We start from the raw sequence: 21,313 nt of genomic DNA, 5'->3' as shown, positions 1-21,313 counted from the left end.
GCGCTCAGGCGGCCACCGGCGCGCGCACCGGTGGCGACAGCGGCGGCAGGTTGTCGTAGAAGGGCGCGCGGTCGCGGAAGTAGATGCCGTGCGGCGACTTGCCCACGCCGATCACGTCGGCCAGCTTGAGGCTTTGCAGGTCGATGACCCCCACCGTGCGGTCGAAGCGGAAGGTGCTCCACAGCCAGCGGCGGTCGGCCGACAGTTCCATGTCGTCCGGCCCGGGGCGCAGGCCGGTGATGTCGCCCACCTTGCGCAGCGCCTGCATGTCCAGGATGCTGATGGTGTCGGAGATGCGGTTGCTCACGAACACGTGGCGCCCGTCGGCGCAGGAGCGGAAATTGTGGGCGGCGTCGCCGGTGACCATGCGCGCCAGCGCCTGGCGCCGCCGCCAGTCCACCGCCACGACCGCGTTGGAGCCGGTCAGCGCCACCAGCAGCACGGCGTCGCGCGGGGTCAGCCACACGCCGGCGGGGGTGTCACCCACCTTCATGGTCCACAGCAGGCTCTGCGTGGGCAGGTGGATCGCGGCCACCTCGCCGGTCTGCTGCAGGCTGATGAACACGATCTGGCTGTCGGCGGTGAAGGCCATGTGGCTGGGCACGGCTTCCAGCGGCAGGCGCTTGACCAGTTGCAGCGAACGGCCGCCGCCGTAGCGGTACATGTCGACGCGGTTCAGGCGCAGGCAGTTCGCGACGAACCAGTTGCGGTCCGGCGAGAAACCGATCTGGTAGGGATCCTCGACGCCCCCGAGCCAGCCCTCGGGCTGGCCGCTGACCGGGTTCAGGAACAACAGGTTGCCGCTGATGGCGTCGGCCACGATCAACTGGCTGTTGTCGGGCGTGACCATCAGGTGGTGCGGCTCCTTGCCGGCGGCAAAGGTCTGCAGCACGCGTCGCGTGCCCTGGTCGATCAGGGTGATGCTGGCGTCGGCCGAGTCGAGCACCACGACCCGGTTGGGATCGTCGCCGGCGGCCAGCGCGGCGCGCCCGAACAGGGGGGTCAGCGCCAGCGAGGCGGCTTGACGCAGGAATTGACGACGCATGAAGGAGCGGGAAGAGGGCGGCGCGCGCGCGGAAGCCGCGTGGCAGGGGTGCCCTGTGTCAACGCGGCGCCCGGGAAGGCCGTTGACAGCATAGGCTTGTGCGCCGCGCGATGCGGCAATAAACCAGCAATGGTACTGTGGATAATCCGCCACAAGCCGGGGGCGCGCAAGCCGGCAAACGCAACAGTTGTTGCCGACTGCGCCGGGCTCGCATCCCACGCCCTCCGCGCCCCACGATGTCTCCCAAGGAGTCGCCGCCATGAAAACCAACCATCTGATTCCCGCCGCGCTGGCCGTGGCGCTGGGCAGCCTCGCCGCTGCACCGGCCCGGGCCGACGGCCCGCCGGTGAGTTTTTCCATCACCGTGGGCAATCAGCCCCCGGTGTACGCGCCCGCTCCGGTCTACGCTCCCCCGCCGGTCACCGTGATGCCCCAGGCCATGGTGTGGATGCCGGAAATCGGCGCCTACGTCGCCCTCGGCCTGCAGCAGCCGATCTTCTACCTCGGCGGCGTGTACTACTACCGCTACCGTGGCGGCTGGTACACCGGCCCCGGTTACGGCGGCCCGTGGCGTCCCGGCGCGCCTCCGGGGGCGCTGCGGCGCTTCCGCGACCCGGACTGGGGGCGCTACCAGCGCATGGCCCACGACTACCACGACCGCCGCGACTGGCGGGAATTCCATCCCGGGCCGCAGCGCGGCCCCGGCGGACCTGGCTTCGACCACGGCCGCGGCCCGGACCGGGGGGATCACGGACGCGGCCCCGGCCCCGACCACGGTCGCGGGCCGGACCGCGGGGACGACCGGGGACGTTGACGCCGGGCTCACGGCGGCTGTCGGCAGAATCGCGGGTCGCCGCGTTATAAACGCTCCTGCTGGAGTGAACCATGAATCCTGACAAGCGAGCCCCGCGGCGCGGTGCGCGGCGCCTCGCCGCGCTGGCGGCGCTGGGGGCGGCCCTCGCGCTAGGCGCGGCTGCGCCGGCCTCGGCGCACGTGCACTGGTCGGTGGGCATCGGCATCGGCGTGCCCGGCTACTGGGGCCCCGGCTATTGGGGCCCCGGTTACGGCTACTACGGGCCGGGCTGGTGGCCCACGCCCTCGTACTACTACGCGCCGCCGACGGTGGTGGTGCCCGCCTACCAGCCGCCCGTGGTCTACGAGGCTCCGCGGCCGCTGGGCCCTCCGCCGGAGTCCTTCTGGTATTACTGCCGCAACCCGGCGGGCTACTATCCCAGCGTGCCGGATTGTCCGGGGGGATGGACACCGGTGCCGGCGCGTCCCGCTCAGGCGCCTACGAACCATTGAGACCATGAAACTGCGCAAACTCCTCCTGCCCGCGATGCTGGGCTCGGCCTGGCTGCTCGGCGGCTGCGCCAGCGCCCCGATGGGCCCGACCGTGAACGTGATGCCGGCCCCCGGCATGCCCCTGGAGCAGTTCCAGTCCATCGACGCCACCTGCCGCTCCTTCGCGCAGCAGCAGTCGGCCGCCTACCAGAGCAGCGCCACCCAGTCGGGCGTGGTCTCGGGCGCGGCCGGTGCCCTGCTGGGCGCCGCGGCCGGCGCGCTGATCGGCGGCAACCACAACGGCGCCGCGGTGGGCGCGGGCGTCGGCCTGCTGGCCGGCTCGGCCGGCGGCGCCGGCAGCTATAGCGGCCAGCAGATGACCGCGCAGCAGGCCTACAACCACGCCTACGAGCAGTGCATGTACACCAAGGGCGCGCAGGTGCCCGGCTACCGTGCCCCGCGCTACGAGCCGGCGCCGTCCTACGCGCCGCCTCCGCCCGCCGGCAACCCGCCGCCCCCGCCTCCCGGTTATTACCAGTCGCGCTGATCGGGGCGCTCGCGCCCCGGCGCCGGGGCGCCGCGCGCGGGCGGCCGGTGCGGGCGCGGCGCAAGGCCGCGACCACGTAGTCGACCGGTGCCCGGACGCTGGCGGCTATCATCCGCCGCTGTCATGACGGAACCCACTTTCGACGCGGATCGGGCGGCGCGGGACGGCGCTTCCCGGCGCGCACCCCCGCCGCGCAAGAAATCCTCCGGCTCTGGCGGCCGCCGCTCGGCGCCGCCGAGGGGCAGGGCGCGCTGGCAGTTGCTGCTGCTCGGCCTGGTGCTGCTCGGCGTGGCCGGCACGCTGTACCTGGGCCTGGCGGTGATCCTGCTGTGGCCGCGCCTGCCCGACCTGAGCGAGGTCACCAACTACCGGCCCGACCTGCCGCTGCGCGTGTACAGCGCCAACGGCACGCTGATCGGCGAGTTCGGCGTGCAGCGCCGCGCGGTGATCGACTACAAGCAGGTGCCGCTGCAGCTCAAGCAGGCGGTGCTCGCCGCCGAGGATGCCCGCTTCTTCGAACACGGCGCGATCGACTTCGCCGGCGTGGTGCGCGCCGCGCTGGCCGACTTCGGCGCCGGCGGCGCGGTGCAGGGTGCTTCCACCATCACCATGCAGGTGGCGCGGGACTTCTACCTCTCGCCGGAGAAGACCCCGCTGCGCAAGCTGGTCGAGACCCTGCTGGCCTACAAGATCGAGAACAGCCTCAGCAAGGACCAGATCCTCGACCGCTACATCAACCAGGTGTACCTGGGCCAGCGCGCCTACGGCTTCGCCGCCGCCGCGCAGGTGTACTACGGCAAGCCGCTGCAACAGCTCAGCCTGGCGCAGATGGCCGTGCTGGCCGGGCTGCCGCAGGCGCCCTCTGCCTACAACCCGCAGAGCAACCTGAAGCTGGCCGTGTGGCGCCAGCATTACGTGCTGGGCCGCATGCTGGCCCTGCACGACATCACCCGCGAGCAGTACGAGCAGGCGCTGGCCGCGCCGCTGGAGGTGGTGTCCGGCCAGGGCGCGCTGCACTACAGCGTGGACGCCGACTACGCGGCCGAACTGGTGCGCCAGATCATGGTCGCGCGCTTCGGCGAAGCGGCCTACACCGACGGCTACAAGGTCACCACCACGCTGGTGGACAAGGACCAGACGGCGGCCAACGCGGCGCTGCGCACCGGCCTGTCGGCCTACGACCACCGCATGGGCTGGCGCGGGCCGGAAGGCCGCGTGACGCTGCCGCCCGACGGCGCCCGCGACGCGGCCGCCAAGGCGCTCAAGCGCACGCACGACGTGGGTGGGCTGGCGCCGGCGGTGGTGCTGCAGGTCTCGCCGCGCGGAATCGAGGTGCTGCGGCGCGACGGCTCGGTGCAGAACCTCAGCGGCGCCGCACTGGCCTTCTGCCGCCCCGGGCTGGAGCCGCGCGCGCCCCAGGCCAAACGCATCGAGCCCGGCTCGTTGCTGCGCTTGCTGCAGACCCCGCAGGGGCCGCAGGTGTCGCAGATCCCGCTGGCGCAGTCGGCGCTGGTGTCCATGCAGCCGCAGACCGGCGCGGTGCAGGCCTGGGTGGGCGGCTTCGACTTCACCCACGACAAGTTCGACCACGTGAACCAGGCCTATCGCCAGCCGGGGTCGAGCTTCAAGCCCTTCATCTACTCGGCCGCCGTGGCCGAGGGCCTGGCGCCGACGACCATCATCGACGACTCGCCGATCTCCATCAACCCCGGGCCCAACCAGCCCCTGTGGCAGCCCCACAACTACGAGAAGGAATCCATCGGCCCGATGCCGGCGGCCGAGGCGCTGGCCCGCTCGGACAATATCGCCGCGGTGCGCGTGGTGCTGGCGGTGGGCGTGCCCTACGCGCGCTTCCACGCCTCGCAGTTCGGGCTTCCGCTGGACCAGATCCCGCCTTACCCGACCATGGTGCTGGGCGCCGGCAGCTTCACGCCCCTGCAGATGGCGCGCGCCTACTCGGTGTTCGCCAACGGCGGCTACCTGGTGCAGCCGCGCCTGATCCAGAAGATCGTCGACGCCCACGGCGCGGTGATCTACCAGGAACCCAAGGTGACGCTGGGCGACGCCGATTCACCGCGCATCATCAGCCCCGGCAACGCCTTCCTGCTCACGCGCATGATGCAGCAGGTCATCGCCAGCGGTACCGGCGCCGCGGCGCGCGCGCTGGGCCGCTCGGACCTGGCCGGCAAGACCGGCACCACCTCCGACTTCCGCGACGCCTGGTTCGACGGCTTCGACCACGACCGCGTGGCCGTGGCCTGGGTGGGCTACAACACCCCGCGCAGCCTGGGCCGGGGCCAGCAGGGCGCGTCCGTGTCGCTGCCCATCTGGATGTCCTACATGCGCGCGGCCGCCGCGGCCGACCCGGACCAGCCCTGGGCGGCTCCGCCGGACGTGGTGCAGGTGCCGGTGAACCCGGCCACCGGCTTTGCCTCCGTGGGCAGTTTCGCGGTGCCCAACGCCGTGCAGGGCTACTTCCTGCAGCAATACCCGCCGCTGGATCCGGCGGGCGGGGCGCCGGCGCCGTCCTCCGGCGGCTTCCTCGGCGGCCTGTTCGGGCACCCGGCGCCGCCTCCGGCCGCGCCGGCTCCGGCGCCCGCCCCCGCGCACCCCGGTGCCGCCGGCAACGCGCCCTACGTGGTGCTGCCCTCGCTGGGCGCGCCCAAGCCTTGATGCGCCCCTGCCGCGGGCAGGGGCGGGCGCATATTCGCAAAGGCTAATAAACTAGCCTGCCACCGGCGCGACCGGGCCCGCTCCCGGGTCCGCGCGCCGGAATTCCTTCGCGGGAGATCGCGCATGTCCAGCAGTTTTTCCAGCCGGCGCAGGCAGTTCGTCGCGGCGCTGGCCCTGTCCCTGGGCGCCGCCGGCGGCGCCTCGGCGGCGCAGTCCGCCAACGGCTTTCGCTTCACCCCCTATCCGCAGCCGCGCCCGCTGCCGGCGCTGTCCTTCCTGAACGCCCAGGGCAAGCCCACCAGCCTGGCGGCCTTCCGCGGCAAGGTGGTGCTGCTCAACGTGTGGGCCACCTGGTGCCCGCCCTGCGTGAAGGAAATGCCCACGCTGAACAAGCTGCAGGAAGTGCTGGGCGGCAAGGATTTCGCGGTGCTTCCCCTGTCGGTGGACAAGGGCGGGGTGTTCGCGGTGCAGAGCTTCTACCAGGACAATTTCATCGACCACCTGCCCGTGTACGTCGACCCGACGACCAAGGTGCTCGACGGCTTGAACATCCTGGGCACGCCCACCACCATCCTGATCGACAAGCAGGGCCGGGAGATCGCCCGCACCCTCGGCCCGCAGGACTGGGACCAGCCCAGCATGATCGCCCAGCTGCGCCAGTACATGGCGCGGCCCGTGGCCGCCGGACCGGTGCGGGTGTCCGGCCGGGGATGACCCGCTGCGGGGTCTCGGGCATGCCGGCAAGGACCGTTCGATGAGCGCCGTCGGCAGCGGCGGCCTGCCGCGTGCGGTGCCGCTGCTGATGGGCGCGCGTTTCGCGCGCGCCGTGGGGCAGGGCGCGCTGGTGGTGGGGTTCACGCTGTACCTGCACGCGCTGGGCTGGGGAGCCGCCAGCATCGGCGCCGTGCTGTCCGCCGCCTTGTTCGTCGCCGTGCTGCTCACGCTGCTGGTGGGCCCCGCCAGCGACCGCTTCGGGCGCCGCCACTTCCTGCTGGCCTACGAATGCGTGGCCCTGCTCAGCGCCCTGCTCGCGCTGTGCAGCACCCAGCCCTGGGTGCTGGGCCTGGGTGCGCTGCTGGGTGGCTTCGGGCGCGGTGCCAACGGCGCCGCGGGTCCTTTCGGTCCGCTGGAACAGGCATGGCTGGCGCAGGACCTGGCGCCGTCCGACCGCCCGCGGGTGTTCAGCCTGAACGCCGCGCTGGGTTTCTGGGGCATGGCCGTGGGCGCGCTGCTGGCGGCGCTGCCCGCGCTGTGGCAGCGCGAACTGCCGGGAGCGCTGGCCTTCCGCCCCTTGTTCGTGCTGCCGCTGCTGGGTTCGATGATCGGCATGTGGCTGGTCTGGAAGGCGCCCGAGCACCACCCGCATGCAGCTCCGCGGGATCCGGCGAGCGACGACGAAGCGGCGGCGCAGCCGGCGCGCCGCGAGCAGAACCGCATGCTGCTGCGCCTGGCGGTGGCCAACGGCTTCAACGGCCTGGGCATCGGCATGGTGGCGCCGTGGATGGCCTACTGGTACGCGCTGCGCTTCGGCCACGGCCCGGCCAGCATCGGCCCGGCGCTGGCCGGCGGTTTCGTGTGCGCGGCGCTGGGCGCGCAACTGGCGCGCCACATGTCCAGGCGCTTCGGCCTGGTGGACACCGTGGTGTATATGCGCGCGGTGGGGCTGGCGCTGCTGCTGCTGACCCCGCTGAGCCCCTGGTTCGGGCTGGCCGCGGTGGCCTGGGCCGTGCGCTCGGCCTTCAACCGCGGCACCATCGGCGTGCGCCAGGCCCTGGTGGTGGGGCTGACCGACGAGCGCCGGCGCGGCCTGGCCGCCACCGTGAACAACGTGTCGGTGATGGTGCCTCGCGCCATCGGCCCGGCGCTGTCCGGGCTGATGCTGGCGCGGGGTTGGCTGATCGCGCCCTTCGTCGTCGCCGGCGTGTTCCAGGGTGCCTACCTGCTGGCATACCGGGGCTTTTTCGGTGGAATAGACGCGGCGCGCCCCTGAGCGCCGGCCCCTTCGCTTATGCTGTGTCGGGCGGCTCTGCTGCCCGAAGCGGGCGGAGCGCCTTCCTCCGCTACGCGCATGCACGGTCTCCAAGTCACCCTCCTGCTGCTGGTCGCCGCGGTCGCCGGCGTGGTGGTGTTTCGCCTGCTGCAACTGCCGGCCATGCTCGGCTACCTGGCCGCGGGCGCGTTGATCGGGCCCAACGCGCTGGGCATCGCGCTGTCGCAGGACCCTTCCACCGCCGAGCACCTGGCCGAATTCGGCGTGGTGTTCCTGATGTTCTCCATCGGCCTGGAGTTCAGCCTGGCCAAGATCCGCGCCATGCGCAAGCTGGTGTTCGGGCTGGGCGCCGCGCAGGTGGGGGCCGTCATGCTGGCGGTGCTGGGTGTCAGCCTGCTCGCCGGCTGGTTGGCCCCTGCGGCCTGGGCGCGGCCGGTGGCCTTCGGCGTGGCCGCCGGCGGCATCCTGGCCATGTCCTCCACGGCCATCGTCATGAAGCTGCTGTCCGACCGCCTGGAGATGGAGAGCGAGCACGGCCGGCACATCCTCGGCGTGCTGCTGTTCCAGGACCTGGCGGTGGTGCCGCTGCTGGTGCTGATTCCCGCGCTGGCCACGCCGGGCGCCTCGCTGGGCGGCACGCTGGCCCTGGCCGCGCTGAAGGCCGTGGTGGTGCTGGCGGTGATCCTGTTCGCCGGCGGGCGCCTGCTGCGCCCCTGGCTGCGCCTGGTGGTGCGCCGGCGCTCCGACGAGCTGTTCATGCTCAACATGCTGCTCATCACGCTGGGCCTGGCCTGGCTCACCGAGCTGGCCGGCCTGTCACTGACCCTGGGCGCCTTCCTGGCCGGCATGCTGATCGCCGAGACCGAGTTCCGCCATCAGGTGGAGGCCGATATCCGGCCCTTCCGCGACGTGCTGCTGGGCCTGTTCTTCATCACCATCGGCATGATGCTCGACTGGCGCTACGTGCTGCACAGCTGGTGGCTGGTGCTGGCCGTGGCGCTGGGCGTGCTGGTGCTCAAGGTGCTGCTGGTGGCCGGCATCGAGATGCTGCGCGGCACGCCGCCGGGCGTGGCGCTGCGCACCGCGCTGTGGCTGGGCCCGGCCGGCGAGTTCGGCATCGTGCTGCTCAACCTGGCGGCCGCCTACCGGCTGCTGCCGCCGGAACTGCTCAGCCCGCTGCTGGCCGCGCTGGTGCTGTCCATGCTGGCAGCTCCCTTCCTGGCCCAGCACATCGACGCGCTGGTGCTCAAGCTGGTGGCCAGCGAGTGGATGCGCGCTTCGCTGCAGCTCACCGACATCGCGCGCAAGACCATCCGCACCCAGAACCACGTGCTGATCTGCGGCTTCGGGCGCAGCGGCCAGAACCTGGCGCGCCTGCTGCAGGACGAAGGCGTGGTCTACGTGGCGCTGGACCTGGACCCCGAGCGCGTGGCGCGCAGCGCCGCCGGCGGGCGCAACGTGGTCTACGGCGACGCCACCCGGCTGCACAGCCTGCAAGCGGCGGGTCTGGCGCGCGCCAGCTGCGTGGTCATCAGCTACGTCGACAAGCGCTCCGCGCTGCGCGTGCTCGACCTGGTGCACCGCCACGCGCCGCGCGTGCCGGTGCTGGTGCGCACCCACGACGACGCCAGCCTGGACGAGCTGCGCGCCGCCGGCGCCGCCGAGGTGGTGCCCGAGGTACTGGAGGGCTCGCTGATGCTGGCCTCGCAGACCCTGGCCATGGTGGGCGTGCCGCTGCCGCGGGTGGTGGCGCGCCTGCGCGACGCGCGCGCCGAGCGCTACGGCCTGCTGCGCGACTTTTTCCACGGTTTCGACGACCCCGCGGGCAGCCTGGAGCAGGCCGAACAGCCGCGCCTGCGCACGGTCACGCTGCCCGCCGGCGCGCGCGCCGTGGGCCAGGTGCTGCAGCAGCTCGAACTGCACGGCGCGCTGGTCCTGCAGGTGCGCCGCGCCGACGGCCGCGTGCTCGCGCCCGACGCCGAGCTGGTGCTCGGCGAAGGCGACGCCGTGGTGCTGTCCGGCTCGCAACCCCAGCTGGCGCTGGCAGAGGATGTGTTGCTGGGAGGGGCTTGAGCCAGCGCGTATACTGTAGATTCATACAGTTCCGCGCAGGAGGTTCTCGGTGCGCCGCTCCATCCCAATCGTGCCCGTCAGCGGGCTTCCCGATGCACCGGCGCAGGCCGCCAAGGGGCGCGGCACCACGGTGGCCATCGCGCACCGCTTCGAGGCGCGCGGGCGCGATGCCGAATCCGACGGCTGGGACGAAGCCGCCGCCGAGGCGCCCGATACCGTTGACACCCCCGCGGCGCCGCCCACCGAGGTGCGCGAGCAGCAGGTGCGCCAGATGCTCAGCCGCAACGACTCGCCCGACATTCCCTTCGAGCTCGCGGTCAATCCCTACCGCGGCTGCGAGCACGGCTGCATCTACTGCTACGCGCGCCCCACCCACGCCTACCTCGACCTGTCGCCCGGGCTGGACTTCGAGACCCGGCTGGTCGCCAAGCGCAATGCGGTGGAGGTGCTGGAGCGCGAATTCGGCGCTCGCGGCTACCGCCCCAGCCCGATCGCCGTGGGCAGCGTCACCGACGCCTACCAGCCGGTGGAGCGCCAGCTGCGCATCACCCGCGGCATCCTGGAGCTGTTCGCTCGCACCCGCCATCCCTACACCGTGATCACCAAGTCGGCCGGCATCGAGCGCGACATCGACCTGCTGGCCGAAGCCGCCGCGGCGCGCCGAGCGCACGCCGCGCTGAGCATCACGACTCTGGACCCCGCCCTGGCGCGCATCCTGGAGCCGCGCGCGGCCTCGCCGCAGCGCCGTCTGCAGGCGGTGCGCCGGCTCGCCGAGGCGGGCGTGCCGGTGACCGTAGGCATCGCGCCGGTCATTCCCTTCGTGAACGACGGGGACATCGAGGCCATCGTGCAGGCGGCGGCCGACGCCGGCGCGCAGGCCGTGTTCCACATCGTGCTGCGCCTGCCCTGGGAGGTGGCGCCGCTGTTCCGGCATTGGCTGCAGACCCATTTCCCGGAGCGCGCAGCGCGGGTCATGGCGCGGGTGCAGGACCTGCACGGCATCGACGCCTCGCTGCGCGAGGGCGACGAGACGCGGGCTCCGCGCGACTACGCCGCCACCTTCGGCCAGCGCTTTCGCGGCCAGGGCCCCTGGGCGCAACTGCTGAGCCAGCGCGTGGCGCGCGCGGCGCGCCGCGCCGGCCTGGCGCAGCGGGTGCAGGCGCTGGACAGCACGCAGTTCGTGGCGCCGCGCGCCTTGCTGCAGCCCAGCCTTTTCTGAGGCGGCTCCCAACCGCGCGCAGGCCGCGGGCCGGCAGCGGCAAAGGCCGCGCGTCTCGGCAACAATGGCGGGATGGAATTCCTGATCCTGCTTTTCGGCGGTGCGATGATGGGCCTGGGCGGCGTGCTGGTGCGCCTGGCGGGCGACGTGGGCGTGGGTCCTTTCGGCAGCGCCTTCTGGCGCATGGCCCTGGCCTCCGTCGTGCTCGTGGGCTGGGCCGCGGCCCAGCATGTGCGTGCCTCGCGCAGTGTGGTGTCGCCGCCGCCCGAGGCCGAACTCGAACCTGCGCTGGAACAGCCCGCCCCGGTCGTGCCCATGTGGTTCCACGGCTGGTCGCGCTCGGCGCTGATCGCGCTGGCCGCCGCCATGTTCGCGGGCGACCTGATCCTGTACCACCTGGGTCTCTTCTGGACCACGGTGGCCAACGCCACGCTGGAGTCCAACCTGGCGCCGGTGGTGATCGCGGTGGCCTTGTGGGCGATGACCGGTATCGCCCCCAGCGGATCCTTCCTGCTCGGCATGGGCGTGGCCCTGGCCGGGGCCATGCTGATGATCGGCGCCCACCTGAACCACGGCACGGCGCTGCTGGGTGACATCTGCGGCCTGAGCTCGGCGCTGTTCTACGCGGCCTACCAGCTGGGCGTGCAGCAGGCTCGGCAGCGCCTGCGCACCCTGCCGCTGATGGCCTGGGTGAGCTCCGGAGCGACCCTGGCCCTTCTGCCCTTCGCGCTGCTGCAGGGGCACATGCTGCCCACGGCGCCCATCGGCTGGCTGTGGCTGATCGGCCTGGCGCTGGTGGTGCAGATCGGCGGGCAGGTGGTGGTGGCGCATGCCATCAAGCACCTGCACCCCGGGCTGGCCTCGGTGGGCCTGCTGATGCAGCCGGCCGCGGCCGCGGTGTACGCGTGGATCATCCTGGGCCAGGCGATGGGCCCGCTGCAGATGGCGGGCGGGCTGGTGGCGCTGGGGGGGATCTACCTGGCGCGGCGGGCGGCGGCCTGACGGTCATCTTCGCGGGACTGCGGGGACACTTGTCGGAATTTTTGGCGCAATCGAGGCCGACTCGTGCAAAATGCAGTGCATTCGCAAGATGTACGGTCATATTCAAGTCAATGGGCGGGGGTAGGCAATGAATCGCACGGTCGCATGGTTGCTCATCGCGAGCCTGGGTTGCATGTTGGCCGCGTGCGGAGGAGGGGGCAGCGGCGGGAGTTCGTCGACCACGACGACCACGACGACAACGACGACAGGGTCCACCGCGACGGTGACACCGGTCGTACCCAGCGGGACCATCGCGCCGTCGACATCCTCGTTGAGCGCCACGGGCTTCAAGTATCCGCAAGGCCTTGCCGTATCCGCCGACGGCAAGACCCTGTACGTCGCGGATGCCAACAGCAACTCGGTGATCGAGATCGCGCTGGACCAGGCGAACTACCCTGAGCACACGCTGGCGCTGGTGACTTCGCCGGGAGGCCCTTCGTACACGTTGTCGTCGCCCACCGGCATTGCCGTTGACGGGACGTCGAGCACGCTTTACATCGCGAACTTCTCGGCCGGCACGATTTCCGCGGTCGACCTGAGCAACGGCGTGACCACTACCCTGGCGCTGGCCGCGTTGAACAACCCGACCGGCCTGTCGCTGTCGTCGGACGGCCTTTCGCTGTATGTCGCCAGCCACGGTGGCGGGGCTGTGCTGCAGGTCCCGGTTTCAGGGGGGGCTGTGACGGCAAACTATAGGCCGGGAACCAGTGTGCTCTTGCCTTGGGATGTCTATCTCGCTCCCGCGGGATCGAAGCTGTACGTGACCGACACGCTGAACAACGCGCTGGGTAGCCTGAGCATCAGCGCGGGCACGCTGCAGACGGGAAGCTATGCGACGGCCGCCACCGGCTTCAACGAGCCCATGGGGGTCGTGCAGATCGGTTCCTATCTGTTTGTCGCGAATTATCAGGGCCAGTCCATCAGCAAGGTGGATGCGACGACCGGCGCTTTGGTCAAGACGATCAGCGTCGCGCCCAACCAGCCGTTTTTCCTGGCGACCGACGGAACCAACCTCTACTTCACCGATGGCAACGACGGCTCGGTGAACGAGATCAAGGCTCCCTGATCCATACGGAAGACCCGTCCGGGCAAGACCATGGGCAGCCACGATCGCTTGCGCACGCTGGACGGCTTTCGCGCGCTGGCGATCCTGCTGGTGATCGGGTTTCACTACTTCACGCGCTGGGCTCCGCCGGAGTCGCCGGTTTCCTTGTATCCCTATGGGGCCCTTGGCGCGACATGGGGGGTGTTCAGGTACGGCTATCTCGGGGTGAACCTGTTTTTCATCATCTCCGGATTCGTGATCAGCATGACGCTGTTCCGATCCCGCAGCCCGGGAGATTTCGCCCGCAAGCGCTTCGCGCGGCTGTTTCCGACCATGCTGCTGTGTTCGCTGGCCACCTTCGTGGTGGTCTCCCTGTTGCCACAGCAGGCCACACGGGTGAACTGGCGCGATTTCCTGCCCAGCCTGACCTTCACGGACCCATTCCTCTGGTCCCACCTTCTCGGGCGCGATGTCCATTCCATGGATGGCTCGTACTGGTCGCTGTACGTGGAGGTCAAGTTCTATTTCTGGATCGGCCTGCTGTATTTCGCGGCGGGCTCGAAGCGCTTCTTCCTGTCGGTCGCCGCGGCGTTCGCGGCCCTGGTAGCCGCGGTGCAGGGCATGACTCTGGCGCATCTGCCCCATGTGTGGGCCGTGGAATTCATCTTTGCGCTGGACTACATGCCCTGGTTCGTGGCGGGGGTCGGCTTTTATGCGCTGCATGAAGACCACCGCGACTGGCGTGGCTGGCTGCTCGTGGCCGAGGCCGCGCTGGGCGAGTGGGCGATGCTGAGCCGTCAGCCCGTGGCCGACCTGGTCGTCGCGCTCGCAGCGCTGGTGCTCTGTTACGCCCTTTTCCTGCTCATGCTGTCGCGAGCCCGGTGGCTTTCGTGGCTTTCGCTGCGACCGGTGGCCGCGGTGGGCATGGCCAGCTACAGCCTGTACCTGCTGCACCAGACCCTGGGTGTGGCGATTCTCGCAAGCCTGCGGGGCCCCCTGGGCCCGGATGCGGCCTGGACCGCGTGGATCATCACCCCCGCGCTGACGTTGCTGATGATCCTGGCTTCCCTGCTGATCTACCGTTACTGGGAAGTCCCCGCGAAGGATGTCCTGCTGCACTCGGGTGTGCTGGGCTCGTGGGCCTTCAATCTCCGCAAGCAGCCGCAGCCGGAAAATCGACCCGAACTCTGATCCGCCGCGAAAAAGGGCCCGCATTCACGGGCCACTCCATCGTCACGCTTTGTTATAGTGCTCCGGATAAGATGCGCCAGCCGGCGCCCCCGGGCAGCTTCGCGGATAGCCTCCGGCTCCGCCAAACAGCGCAGGGTCGTCCATGGCGCCGGTCGATGCGGCAATATCGCATGCGATGCACATGGGGGATCCGCGCGCCTGTCTCGACCGCAGGCGCCAAGGCCTTTTCCGGGAACCACGCCCCATGAATCCGAATCGTAGACGCTTCCTTCAGCAAAGCCTCCTGACCCTGCCCGCCCTGGGTTCCCTCAGCGCCTGCGGCGGAGGCGGTGGCGGAGGCAGCAGCGGCAGCAGCGGCGGCAGTTCCGGCATCACCAGCACCACGGCCGTCCCGCCGCCGAGCGGGGTCGACCTGAGCGCGGGCCTGCATGATTACGGAACCTCCCCGGTACCGTACACGGCGATGACCAAGCCCACCCTGCTGCAAAAGGTCCGGGATCCGGACTTCGGCACGACGATGATCCGCATCACCGATATCGCGAACGGGCCCACCAACAACGGCGGCGCCGCCGCCAACGTGGCGATGCCGGCGTACCCGTCGACCCAGGCGTGGAACTGCAACGAGACCCGGCTCATCCTGTACGTGACCACCACGCCGTTCAACAGCGGGGATACGCAGGGCTGGGCGATGTTCGACGGCAAGACCTACGGGTTCATCCAGTTCCTGCCCATCAACCCGTCGGATATCGAGCAATTCTGGTGGTCGCGCACCGATCCGGACATTCTGTATTACATCGACAATTTCTCCCTCAGCGGTACGACCTACGCGCAGCTCACCTCGTACAACGTGTCGAGCGGGGTGCACACCGTCGTGCATGACTTCATGCCCTACCTGCGGAGCCAAGGCTGGCCGACCACGGGTCCGGTGCGGGCGGGCTATCCCTTCGCCAACGGCGGCTACTACGGAGTGGCCGGGGCCGACAACCGCATCTGGGGCCTGATGGCCGGAGGCATTCCCAATATCAACGGCTACCTTGCCGGGAATTGCTTCGGTTTCGACATGCTCACCGGAAACGTGATCCGCTACGCGAGCATTCCGCTGGCCGAGCAGCGGACCATGATCCCGGCGCCCAGGCTCAGCGGCAACGGGTGGTTCTGGAACGATACCAATTTCGCGTCCTCGGCGAACTACCAGACCTGGGTGCTCGATGGCGGGGGCAATTTCCTGCGGCAATTGAGTTTCAGCTCGAACGAACATATCGACACGAGCCTGAACGCCGCGGGACAGGATGTGTTGCTGGGGGTGCAATTCGATACCCCCACGGTCGGCAACATGATCATGGCGAACCTCGAGACCGGGACCGTCTCGACCATCATCGGGGTGGCCAACGGCTACGGCTACACCCGCGGGGAATCCTTCGTCGGCTCCACCGCCTACCTGAACCAGGCCTGGGCGGTGGGCTCGGCGGTGGGCTCGCCCTACGGAACGAACAACAGCGGCCCGACCAGCAACCCCACGACCCTGCTGGACCAGGAGGTGTTCATCGCGAACATCAACACCAACGCCGTGTACCGCGTGGCCCATCACCGCAGCACCGGCGCGTGGAGCAACGCGACCACTTCCACGTACTGGGCGCAACCGAACGTGACCATCAGCCCCAGCGGCACGCGCATCCTGGTGCAAAGCGACTGGGGTGCGGGCGATCCGTCCAACCCCGTGGTGAACAACACCAGCCTGGTGGTCGACACCTACGTGATCGAGCTGCCGTCCTACACGGGCTGAGGTGTAGCGACAGGGAGGGCGGCGCATGAAGCGACTTCACCCCCAGCGGCCGGATGCCTGCCGACGCACCCTGCTCCGCGCCGGCGCCGTGATGCTGCCGGGCACGCTGGCGCTCGCCGGCTGCGGCCGGGTGCGCGACGAGCTCACCGCGATGCTGGCGTCCAATGCCTGGAGCCAGCCGGTGGCCGCGAGCCCATCGGCACCGGGCTTGCGCGGCACGGCGCCGGTGCGCTACTCGCCGCTGCCCAGGCAGCCCAAGCTGCGTCCCTTCAGCGACCCCGATTTCGGCACCCGCATGGTCCGCGTCACCGATGCGCAGGCGGACTTCGGCGCCATGGTCGCCATGCCGGCCTATCCGAGTACCCAGGCCTGGAACTGCGACGAGTCGCGATTCATCCTGTACGTCACCGGAGCGCGCCGCGGTGGTCGCCAGGGCTGGGCCTTGTTCGACGGGCGCAGCTACCGCTTCCTGCGTTTCCTGGACATCAACCCTTCGGACATCGAGCAGTTCTGGTGGTCACAGAGTGATCCCCGGAGCCTGTTCTACATCAGCAATTACGAGCTGGGGTCGAGCGCGCACAGCGAACTCACGGTCGCGGACGTCGAGAGCGGCGATCGCAAGGTCGTGCATGACTTCATCCCGGACCTGCGGCGCCTGGGCTGGCCCTCGCGCGGCCCCGTGCGCGCGGGGTATCCCTTCGCCAATGGTTCGGACAACACGCTGTGGGGTCTGGGGGCCGGTGGCATTCCGAACATCCGAGGCTACCTGGCCTTGAACTGCTTCGGCTTCGATGCGAAATCCGGGTCGATCATCCGCTACCAGGGCATCGATCAGGCACAGCAGCGTACCAACGTGCCGGCCCCGAGGTTGTCGGGCACGGGCTGGTTCTGGAGCAATTCGGGCTTTGGCGACGACGCCAGTTACCAGACCTGGGTGTTCGACAGGTCGGGCCGGGTGCTGCGCAAGTTGCCTTTCAGCTCCGCCGAACACATCGACAGTGCGCAAGACGCGGCGGGCCACGATCTCCTGGTTGGCGTGCAATTCGACACGGCCGTGGTCGGGAACATGATCGTGGCCGACCTGGAAACAGGTGCCGTCTCCACCCTCGTCGGTCGTTCCAACGGTTTCGGCTACCCACGAAGCGGCTCCTTCACCAGTTGCACGGCCTACAGGAACCGGTCCTGGATCGCCGGGGCCACCGTGGGTTCTCCCTTCGGCACCGGGCAGGCGCGGCCGGTGCAGCGCCCCGCCACGCTGCTCGACCAGGAAGTCTTCGTGGCCAACGTGGACACCAAGGAGGTGATCCGCGTCGCGCACCACCGCAGCACCGGGGCCTGGAGCGACGCTCGGCAAAGCAACTACTGGGCGCAGCCCAACGTCACGATCAGCCCATTGGGGACGCGCATCCTGGTGCAGAGTGACTGGGGTTGCGCCGACCCTGCGCATCCGGTGATCGATCCGTCCGCCGCGGTGGACACCTACGTGATCGAACTGGCCCAGTACCGCAGCTGAGCCACGTCGGGTTCAGGCATCGGGCGCGGTGCCGGGCGGGCGCACGTACCACCCCATGGCCTCGCGCAGGCCCTGGCGCACGCTGTGCGTGGGGGCGTAGCCCAGCAGGCGCCGCGCCTTGCCGACGTCGGCCAGCGAGTGACGCACGTCGCCGGCGCGGAACTCGCGGTACGCGGGGGGCGGCGCCTGCAGGCCGGGGATGCGCTCGCGCAGGTTGTCCACCAGCAGTCCGTGCAACTGGTTGAGCGTGGTCTGCTCCCCGTAGGCGATGTTGAAGATCTCGTGCCGCGGCCCCTCGGCCGGCACCAGCGCGGCGCGCAGGTTGGCCTGCACCACGTTGGCCACGTAGCAGAAGTCGCGCGTGGTCTCGCCGTCGCCGTTGATCATGCAGGCCTCGGCGCGCGCGATGCGGCTGGCCCAGTTGGGGATCACCGCGGCGTAGGCGCCGTCCGGGTCCTGGCGCGGGCCGAACACGTTGAAATAGCGCAGCCCCACCGTCTGCATGCCGTAGCTGCGGGTGAACACGCCGGCATAGAGTTCGTCCAGGTACTTGGTGACCGCGTAGGGCGACAGGGGGTTGCCGATGCGCTCTTCCACCTTCGGCAGGCCGGGGTGGTCGCCGTAGGTGGAGCTGGAGGCGGCGAACACGAAACGGGCGCAACCCGCGTCGCGCGCTCCCACCAGCATGTTCAGGAAACCGGTGGCGTTGACCGCGTGGGTGCGCAGCGGGTCGGCCAGCGAGCGCGGCACCGAGCCCAGCGCGGCCTGGTGCAGCACCACGTCCACGCCCTCGCAGGCGTTCGCGCAGGTCGCGGGGTCGACGATGTCGCCCTCAATGAAGCCGTGCCGCGCCCAGGCCTGCTCGCCCACCGCGGCGCGCACCTCGTCGAGGTTGCGCTGGAAGCCGGTGGCGAAGTTGTCCAGGCCGACCACCTGCTGGCCGGCGCGCAGCAGCGCCTCCACCAGGTGCGAGCCGATGAACCCGGCGCTGCCCGTCACCAGCCAGCGGCGGGGCCGTGCGGCCAGTTCGGCGGCCGGATCGAAGGCGGCCTGCATTTCGGGCAATGCGAATTCGCGCATGCTCCGCTCCTCACAGACGCCAGGTCTGCACGCCCTCGGCGCGCAGCGCAGCGGTGTCGAACATGGACTTGACGTCCATCACCACGCCGCGCGGTTCCAGGCGGGCCAGGTAGTCGGCCAGCGGGCGCTTGCGGTATTCGTCGTGCGCCACCGCGCCGACGATGGCCGCTGCACGCGGCAGCAGGTCCCATTCCACCAACTCGATGCCGTATTCGTGGCGCGCCTCGCCGGCCGCCGCGATGGGGTCGTGCACGTACACGTCGACGCCGTAGGTGCGCAGTTCCTGGATCACGTCGATGACCTTGGAGTTGCGCAGGTCGGGGCAGTTCTCCTTGAAGGTCAGGCCGAGCACGATGACCTTGGCGCCGCGGATCGGGTAGCCGGCCTGGCTCATCTGCTTGACCGTCTGCTCGGCGATGTACTTGCCCATGCCGTCGTTGATGCGCCGCCCGGCGAGGATGACCTGCGGGTGGTAGCCCAGCGCCTCGGCCTTGTGGGTGAGGTAGTAGGGGTCCACGCCGATGCAGTGCCCGCCCACCAGGCCGGGCCGGAAGGGCAGGAAGTTCCACTTGGTGCCGGCGGCCGCCAGCACCTCGCCGGTGTCGATGCCGATGCGGTGGAAGATCAGGGAGAGTTCGTTCATCAGCGCGATGTTGAGGTCGCGCTGGGTGTTCTCGATCACCTTGGCGGCCTCGGCCACCTTGATCGACGAGGCCTTGTGCACGCCGGCGGTGATCACGCTGGAGTACATCTCGGCCACGCGCTCCAGCGTGGCCTCGCTGTCGCCCGAGACCACCTTGACGATGCGCGTGAGGGTGTGCTCGCGGTCGCCCGGGTTGATGCGCTCGGGGGAGTAGCCCACGTGGAAGTCGCTTTTCCAGTGCAGTCCCGAATGGTGTTCGATGATGGGCACGCACACCTCCTCGGTGGCGCCCGGGTACACGGTGGACTCGAACACGATGGTCGCGCCGCGCTTGAGGTTGCGGCCCACGGCCTCGCTGGCGGACTCCAGGGGCGAGAAGTCCGGGTTGTGCGCGACGTCCACCGGCGTCGGCACGGCGACGATCACGAAATCCGCCTCGCGCAGGCGCGCCGCATCGGTGGTGGGCTCGAGCAGCGAGGCCGCCTTGAGCTCGCTGCTGCTGACCTCGCCGGTGGGATCGAAGCCCTGGCGGTAGGCCTCGATCTTGGCGGGCGAGAGGTCCAGGCCGATGGTGCGGTATTTCTTACCGAATTCCACCGCCAGGGGAAGCCCGACATAGCCGAGTCCGACGACCGCGACGACACTCATAGATCACCATTCAAGTAGGGTTGGGGGACAAGGCGCGGCGCCCGCACCCGGGCGCGCGCCGCAAGCGGGCTTCAGCGCGCGCCTTCGCCGAACACGACCACGCGAACCGTCTCCAGCAGGATCTGCGCGTCCAGCACGAGGGAGTGGTTCTTCACGTAGTACAGGTCGAACTGCAGCTTGCGCCGCGCGTCGGCCAGCGAGGCGCCGTAGGAAAAGCGTACCTGCGCCCAGCCGGTGAGCCCCGGCTTGACGCTGTGGCGGATGGCGTAGAAGGGAATCTGCTCGGTCAGTTGCTCGACGAAACTCGGGCGTTCGGGGCGCGGGCCGACCAGGCTCATCTCGCCGCGCAGCACGTTGAACAGCTGCGGCAGTTCGTCGATGCGGGTCTTGCGCACGAAGCGCCCGACCCGGGTCACGCGCGAATCGTTGGCCTGCGCCCAGCGCGCCACCCCGTCCTTCTCGGCGTCGGTGCGCATGCTGCGGAACTTGAGCACGTGGAAGGTCTTGCCCGAGCGCCCCACGCGCTCCTGACGAAACAGCACCGGGGCGCCGTCCTCGATGAAAATGGCCAGCGCGGCCAGCAGCATGATCCACCAGGTCAGCGCGAGCAGCGTCAGCGCGACCACCACGTCGAACAGGCGTTTGATCGTCGTGCGCAGCCAACCCTGCGCGAAGCCGTTGCCGTAGATCAGCCAGCTGGCCTTCAGACTGTCCAGCGGCACCTCGCCCTTGAGGCGCTCGCTGAATGCGGCCAGCGAATGCACGGCGATGCCCAGGGTGCGGCATTCCAGCAGATGGCGCAGCGGCAGCACGCCGCCGCGCTGCTCGCGCACCGCGACCACGATGTCGTCGATGTCGTGTTCCCCGGCCAGCGCGGCCAGCGTCCGCGCCGTGTCGAGCACCGGGGCCGACAGGCCCGGCGCCGGGGCGTCGTCGTCGCGCGACGGATAGAAGCCCACCAGGTCGTAGGCGCCGCCGCCGCGTTGCTCGATGTCCGCGGCCACGGACTGCGCTTCGGCGCCGCAGCCGATGACCAGCACCTTGCGGTTCCACAGGCCGCGCCTGTGCGCGCTCATCAGTGGGCGGCGGATCAGCACCAGGGCGAGGAATTGGTACACATAGGCCAGGCCGAGGAAATGCAGGGGATGACGCTCGGTGTCGGTGAGTTGCAACACCAGGAAGAACAGCGGCCCCACGCTGACGAAGGTGGCCAGCAGCATGCACAGCAGCATCGCACGCAGCGAGCCCACGCGGTCGCGCTGGTAGGCGCCGAAGGCGGCGAACAGCACCAGCATGACCAGCGAGAAGGACAGGGCCTCGGGAAGCAGCGAAGCGACCAGGTCGCCCGGGTGCACCGGTGCGCCGGAAAAGGCGGCCAGAGTCACGCCCGAGGCGATGGCGGCCAGAAGCAGGAGCATGAAGTCCACGCTCAGCTCCAGCACCGTGCGCGTGGGCACGTAGTGGTCGAAGACCCGGATCATGATGAATGGATTTCCCGTTGCGCGGCGTGCCCGGCTCCAACGTCGCCGGGTACTCCG

The 21,313-nt window shown here is 70.0% G+C and carries 18 protein-coding genes; 13 read left to right on the top strand and 5 right to left on the bottom strand.

Annotation, left to right across the window (positions count from 1 at the left end):
• Positions 1 to 4 precede the first annotated feature (4 nt).
• A complete protein-coding gene (locus tag D466_RS0105090) occupies positions 5 to 1,030 on the bottom strand; it encodes a YncE family protein (RefSeq protein ID WP_369759401.1) in 1,026 nt (341 codons plus the stop codon).
• Between the two features lie 274 nt (positions 1,031 to 1,304).
• Here D466_RS0105090 and D466_RS0105085 point away from each other — a divergent pair, with 274 nt between their 5' ends.
• The 9 genes from D466_RS0105085 (at position 1,305) to D466_RS0105045 (ending at position 11,833) form a co-directional block, all read left to right on the top strand.
• Entirely contained in the window at positions 1,305 to 1,859 is a 555-nt protein-coding gene (locus D466_RS0105085) for a hypothetical protein (protein WP_018912628.1), read from the top strand.
• Positions 1,860 to 1,930: 71 nt separating this feature from the next.
• Positions 1,931 to 2,350 carry a hypothetical protein gene (locus D466_RS0105080; protein WP_018912627.1) on the top strand — a complete coding sequence of 140 codons (420 nt, stop codon included), beginning with the start codon at positions 1,931 to 1,933 and terminating at the stop codon, positions 2,348 to 2,350.
• Between the two features lie 4 nt (positions 2,351 to 2,354).
• Positions 2,355 to 2,876, top strand: a complete 522-nt coding sequence (locus D466_RS0105075; protein WP_018912626.1) for a glycine zipper family protein — start codon at positions 2,355 to 2,357, stop codon at positions 2,874 to 2,876.
• Between the two features lie 123 nt (positions 2,877 to 2,999).
• Positions 3,000 to 5,549: a penicillin-binding protein 1A gene (locus tag D466_RS0105070; RefSeq protein ID WP_081629826.1), complete on the top strand. Its 2,550-nt coding sequence runs from the start codon at positions 3,000 to 3,002 to the stop codon at positions 5,547 to 5,549.
• A gap of 123 nt (positions 5,550 to 5,672) precedes the next feature.
• A complete protein-coding gene (locus D466_RS0105065) occupies positions 5,673 to 6,263 on the top strand; it encodes a TlpA disulfide reductase family protein (RefSeq protein WP_018912624.1) in 591 nt (196 codons plus the stop codon).
• A gap of 40 nt (positions 6,264 to 6,303) precedes the next feature.
• Positions 6,304 to 7,539: an MFS transporter gene (locus D466_RS0105060; protein WP_018912623.1), complete on the top strand. Its 1,236-nt coding sequence runs from the start codon at positions 6,304 to 6,306 to the stop codon at positions 7,537 to 7,539.
• A 78-nt stretch (positions 7,540 to 7,617) separates the two neighbouring features.
• Positions 7,618 to 9,612, top strand: coding sequence for a cation:proton antiporter (locus D466_RS0105055; RefSeq protein ID WP_018912622.1), 1,995 nt, complete (start codon positions 7,618 to 7,620; stop codon positions 9,610 to 9,612).
• Positions 9,613 to 9,661: 49 nt separating this feature from the next.
• A complete protein-coding gene (locus D466_RS0105050; protein WP_018912621.1) occupies positions 9,662 to 10,831 on the top strand; it encodes a PA0069 family radical SAM protein in 1,170 nt (389 codons plus the stop codon).
• Positions 10,832 to 10,903: 72 nt separating this feature from the next.
• The gene (locus D466_RS0105045; protein ID WP_018912620.1) at positions 10,904 to 11,833 is read left to right on the top strand and encodes a DMT family transporter; all 930 of its coding nucleotides are present in this window, start codon (positions 10,904 to 10,906) and stop codon (positions 11,831 to 11,833) included.
• A 102-nt stretch (positions 11,834 to 11,935) separates the two neighbouring features.
• On the opposite strand, the gene D466_RS24410 is transcribed toward D466_RS0105045, so the two are convergent.
• Positions 11,936 to 12,154, bottom strand: coding sequence for a hypothetical protein (locus D466_RS24410; RefSeq protein WP_018912619.1), 219 nt, complete (start codon positions 12,152 to 12,154; stop codon positions 11,936 to 11,938).
• Between D466_RS24410 and D466_RS0105035 the strand changes: the two genes are divergently transcribed.
• From D466_RS0105035 to D466_RS0105020, 4 genes are all read left to right on the top strand, one after another.
• Positions 12,144 to 12,938 carry an SMP-30/gluconolactonase/LRE family protein gene (locus tag D466_RS0105035; protein WP_018912618.1) on the top strand — a complete coding sequence of 265 codons (795 nt, stop codon included), beginning with the start codon at positions 12,144 to 12,146 and terminating at the stop codon, positions 12,936 to 12,938. The two genes, D466_RS24410 and D466_RS0105035, sit on opposite strands and share 11 nt — an antisense overlap.
• A gap of 30 nt (positions 12,939 to 12,968) precedes the next feature.
• Positions 12,969 to 14,108: an acyltransferase gene (locus D466_RS0105030; RefSeq protein WP_018912617.1), complete on the top strand. Its 1,140-nt coding sequence runs from the start codon at positions 12,969 to 12,971 to the stop codon at positions 14,106 to 14,108.
• A gap of 244 nt (positions 14,109 to 14,352) precedes the next feature.
• Positions 14,353 to 15,891, top strand: a complete 1,539-nt coding sequence (locus D466_RS0105025) for a hypothetical protein (protein ID WP_020610676.1) — start codon at positions 14,353 to 14,355, stop codon at positions 15,889 to 15,891.
• Between the two features lie 25 nt (positions 15,892 to 15,916).
• A complete protein-coding gene (locus D466_RS0105020) occupies positions 15,917 to 17,404 on the top strand; it encodes a hypothetical protein (protein ID WP_156004036.1) in 1,488 nt (495 codons plus the stop codon).
• Between the two features lie 12 nt (positions 17,405 to 17,416).
• Here D466_RS0105020 and D466_RS0105015 read toward each other — a convergent pair whose 3' ends face one another.
• The 3 genes from D466_RS0105015 to D466_RS0105005 all read right to left on the bottom strand — a co-directional run bounded on the left by D466_RS0105015 (position 17,417) and on the right by D466_RS0105005 (position 21,256).
• Positions 17,417 to 18,484 carry an SDR family oxidoreductase gene (locus tag D466_RS0105015; RefSeq protein WP_018912613.1) on the bottom strand — a complete coding sequence of 356 codons (1,068 nt, stop codon included), beginning with the start codon at positions 18,482 to 18,484 and terminating at the stop codon, positions 17,417 to 17,419.
• Positions 18,485 to 18,494: 10 nt separating this feature from the next.
• On the bottom strand, positions 18,495 to 19,775 hold the full coding sequence (locus D466_RS0105010) for a nucleotide sugar dehydrogenase (protein WP_018912612.1): 1,281 nt from the start codon (positions 19,773 to 19,775) through the stop codon (positions 18,495 to 18,497).
• Positions 19,776 to 19,846: 71 nt separating this feature from the next.
• Positions 19,847 to 21,256, bottom strand: coding sequence for a TIGR03013 family XrtA/PEP-CTERM system glycosyltransferase (locus D466_RS0105005; protein ID WP_018912611.1), 1,410 nt, complete (start codon positions 21,254 to 21,256; stop codon positions 19,847 to 19,849).
• Between the last annotated feature and the right edge of the window lie 57 nt (positions 21,257 to 21,313).

The organism is Thiomonas sp. FB-6 (assembly GCF_000377645.1).
Taxonomy (GTDB): domain Bacteria; phylum Pseudomonadota; class Gammaproteobacteria; order Burkholderiales; family Burkholderiaceae_C; genus Thiomonas_A.
Note: the sequence above shows the minus strand (reverse complement) of the source record. Positions and strands in the feature narration are given on the sequence as shown.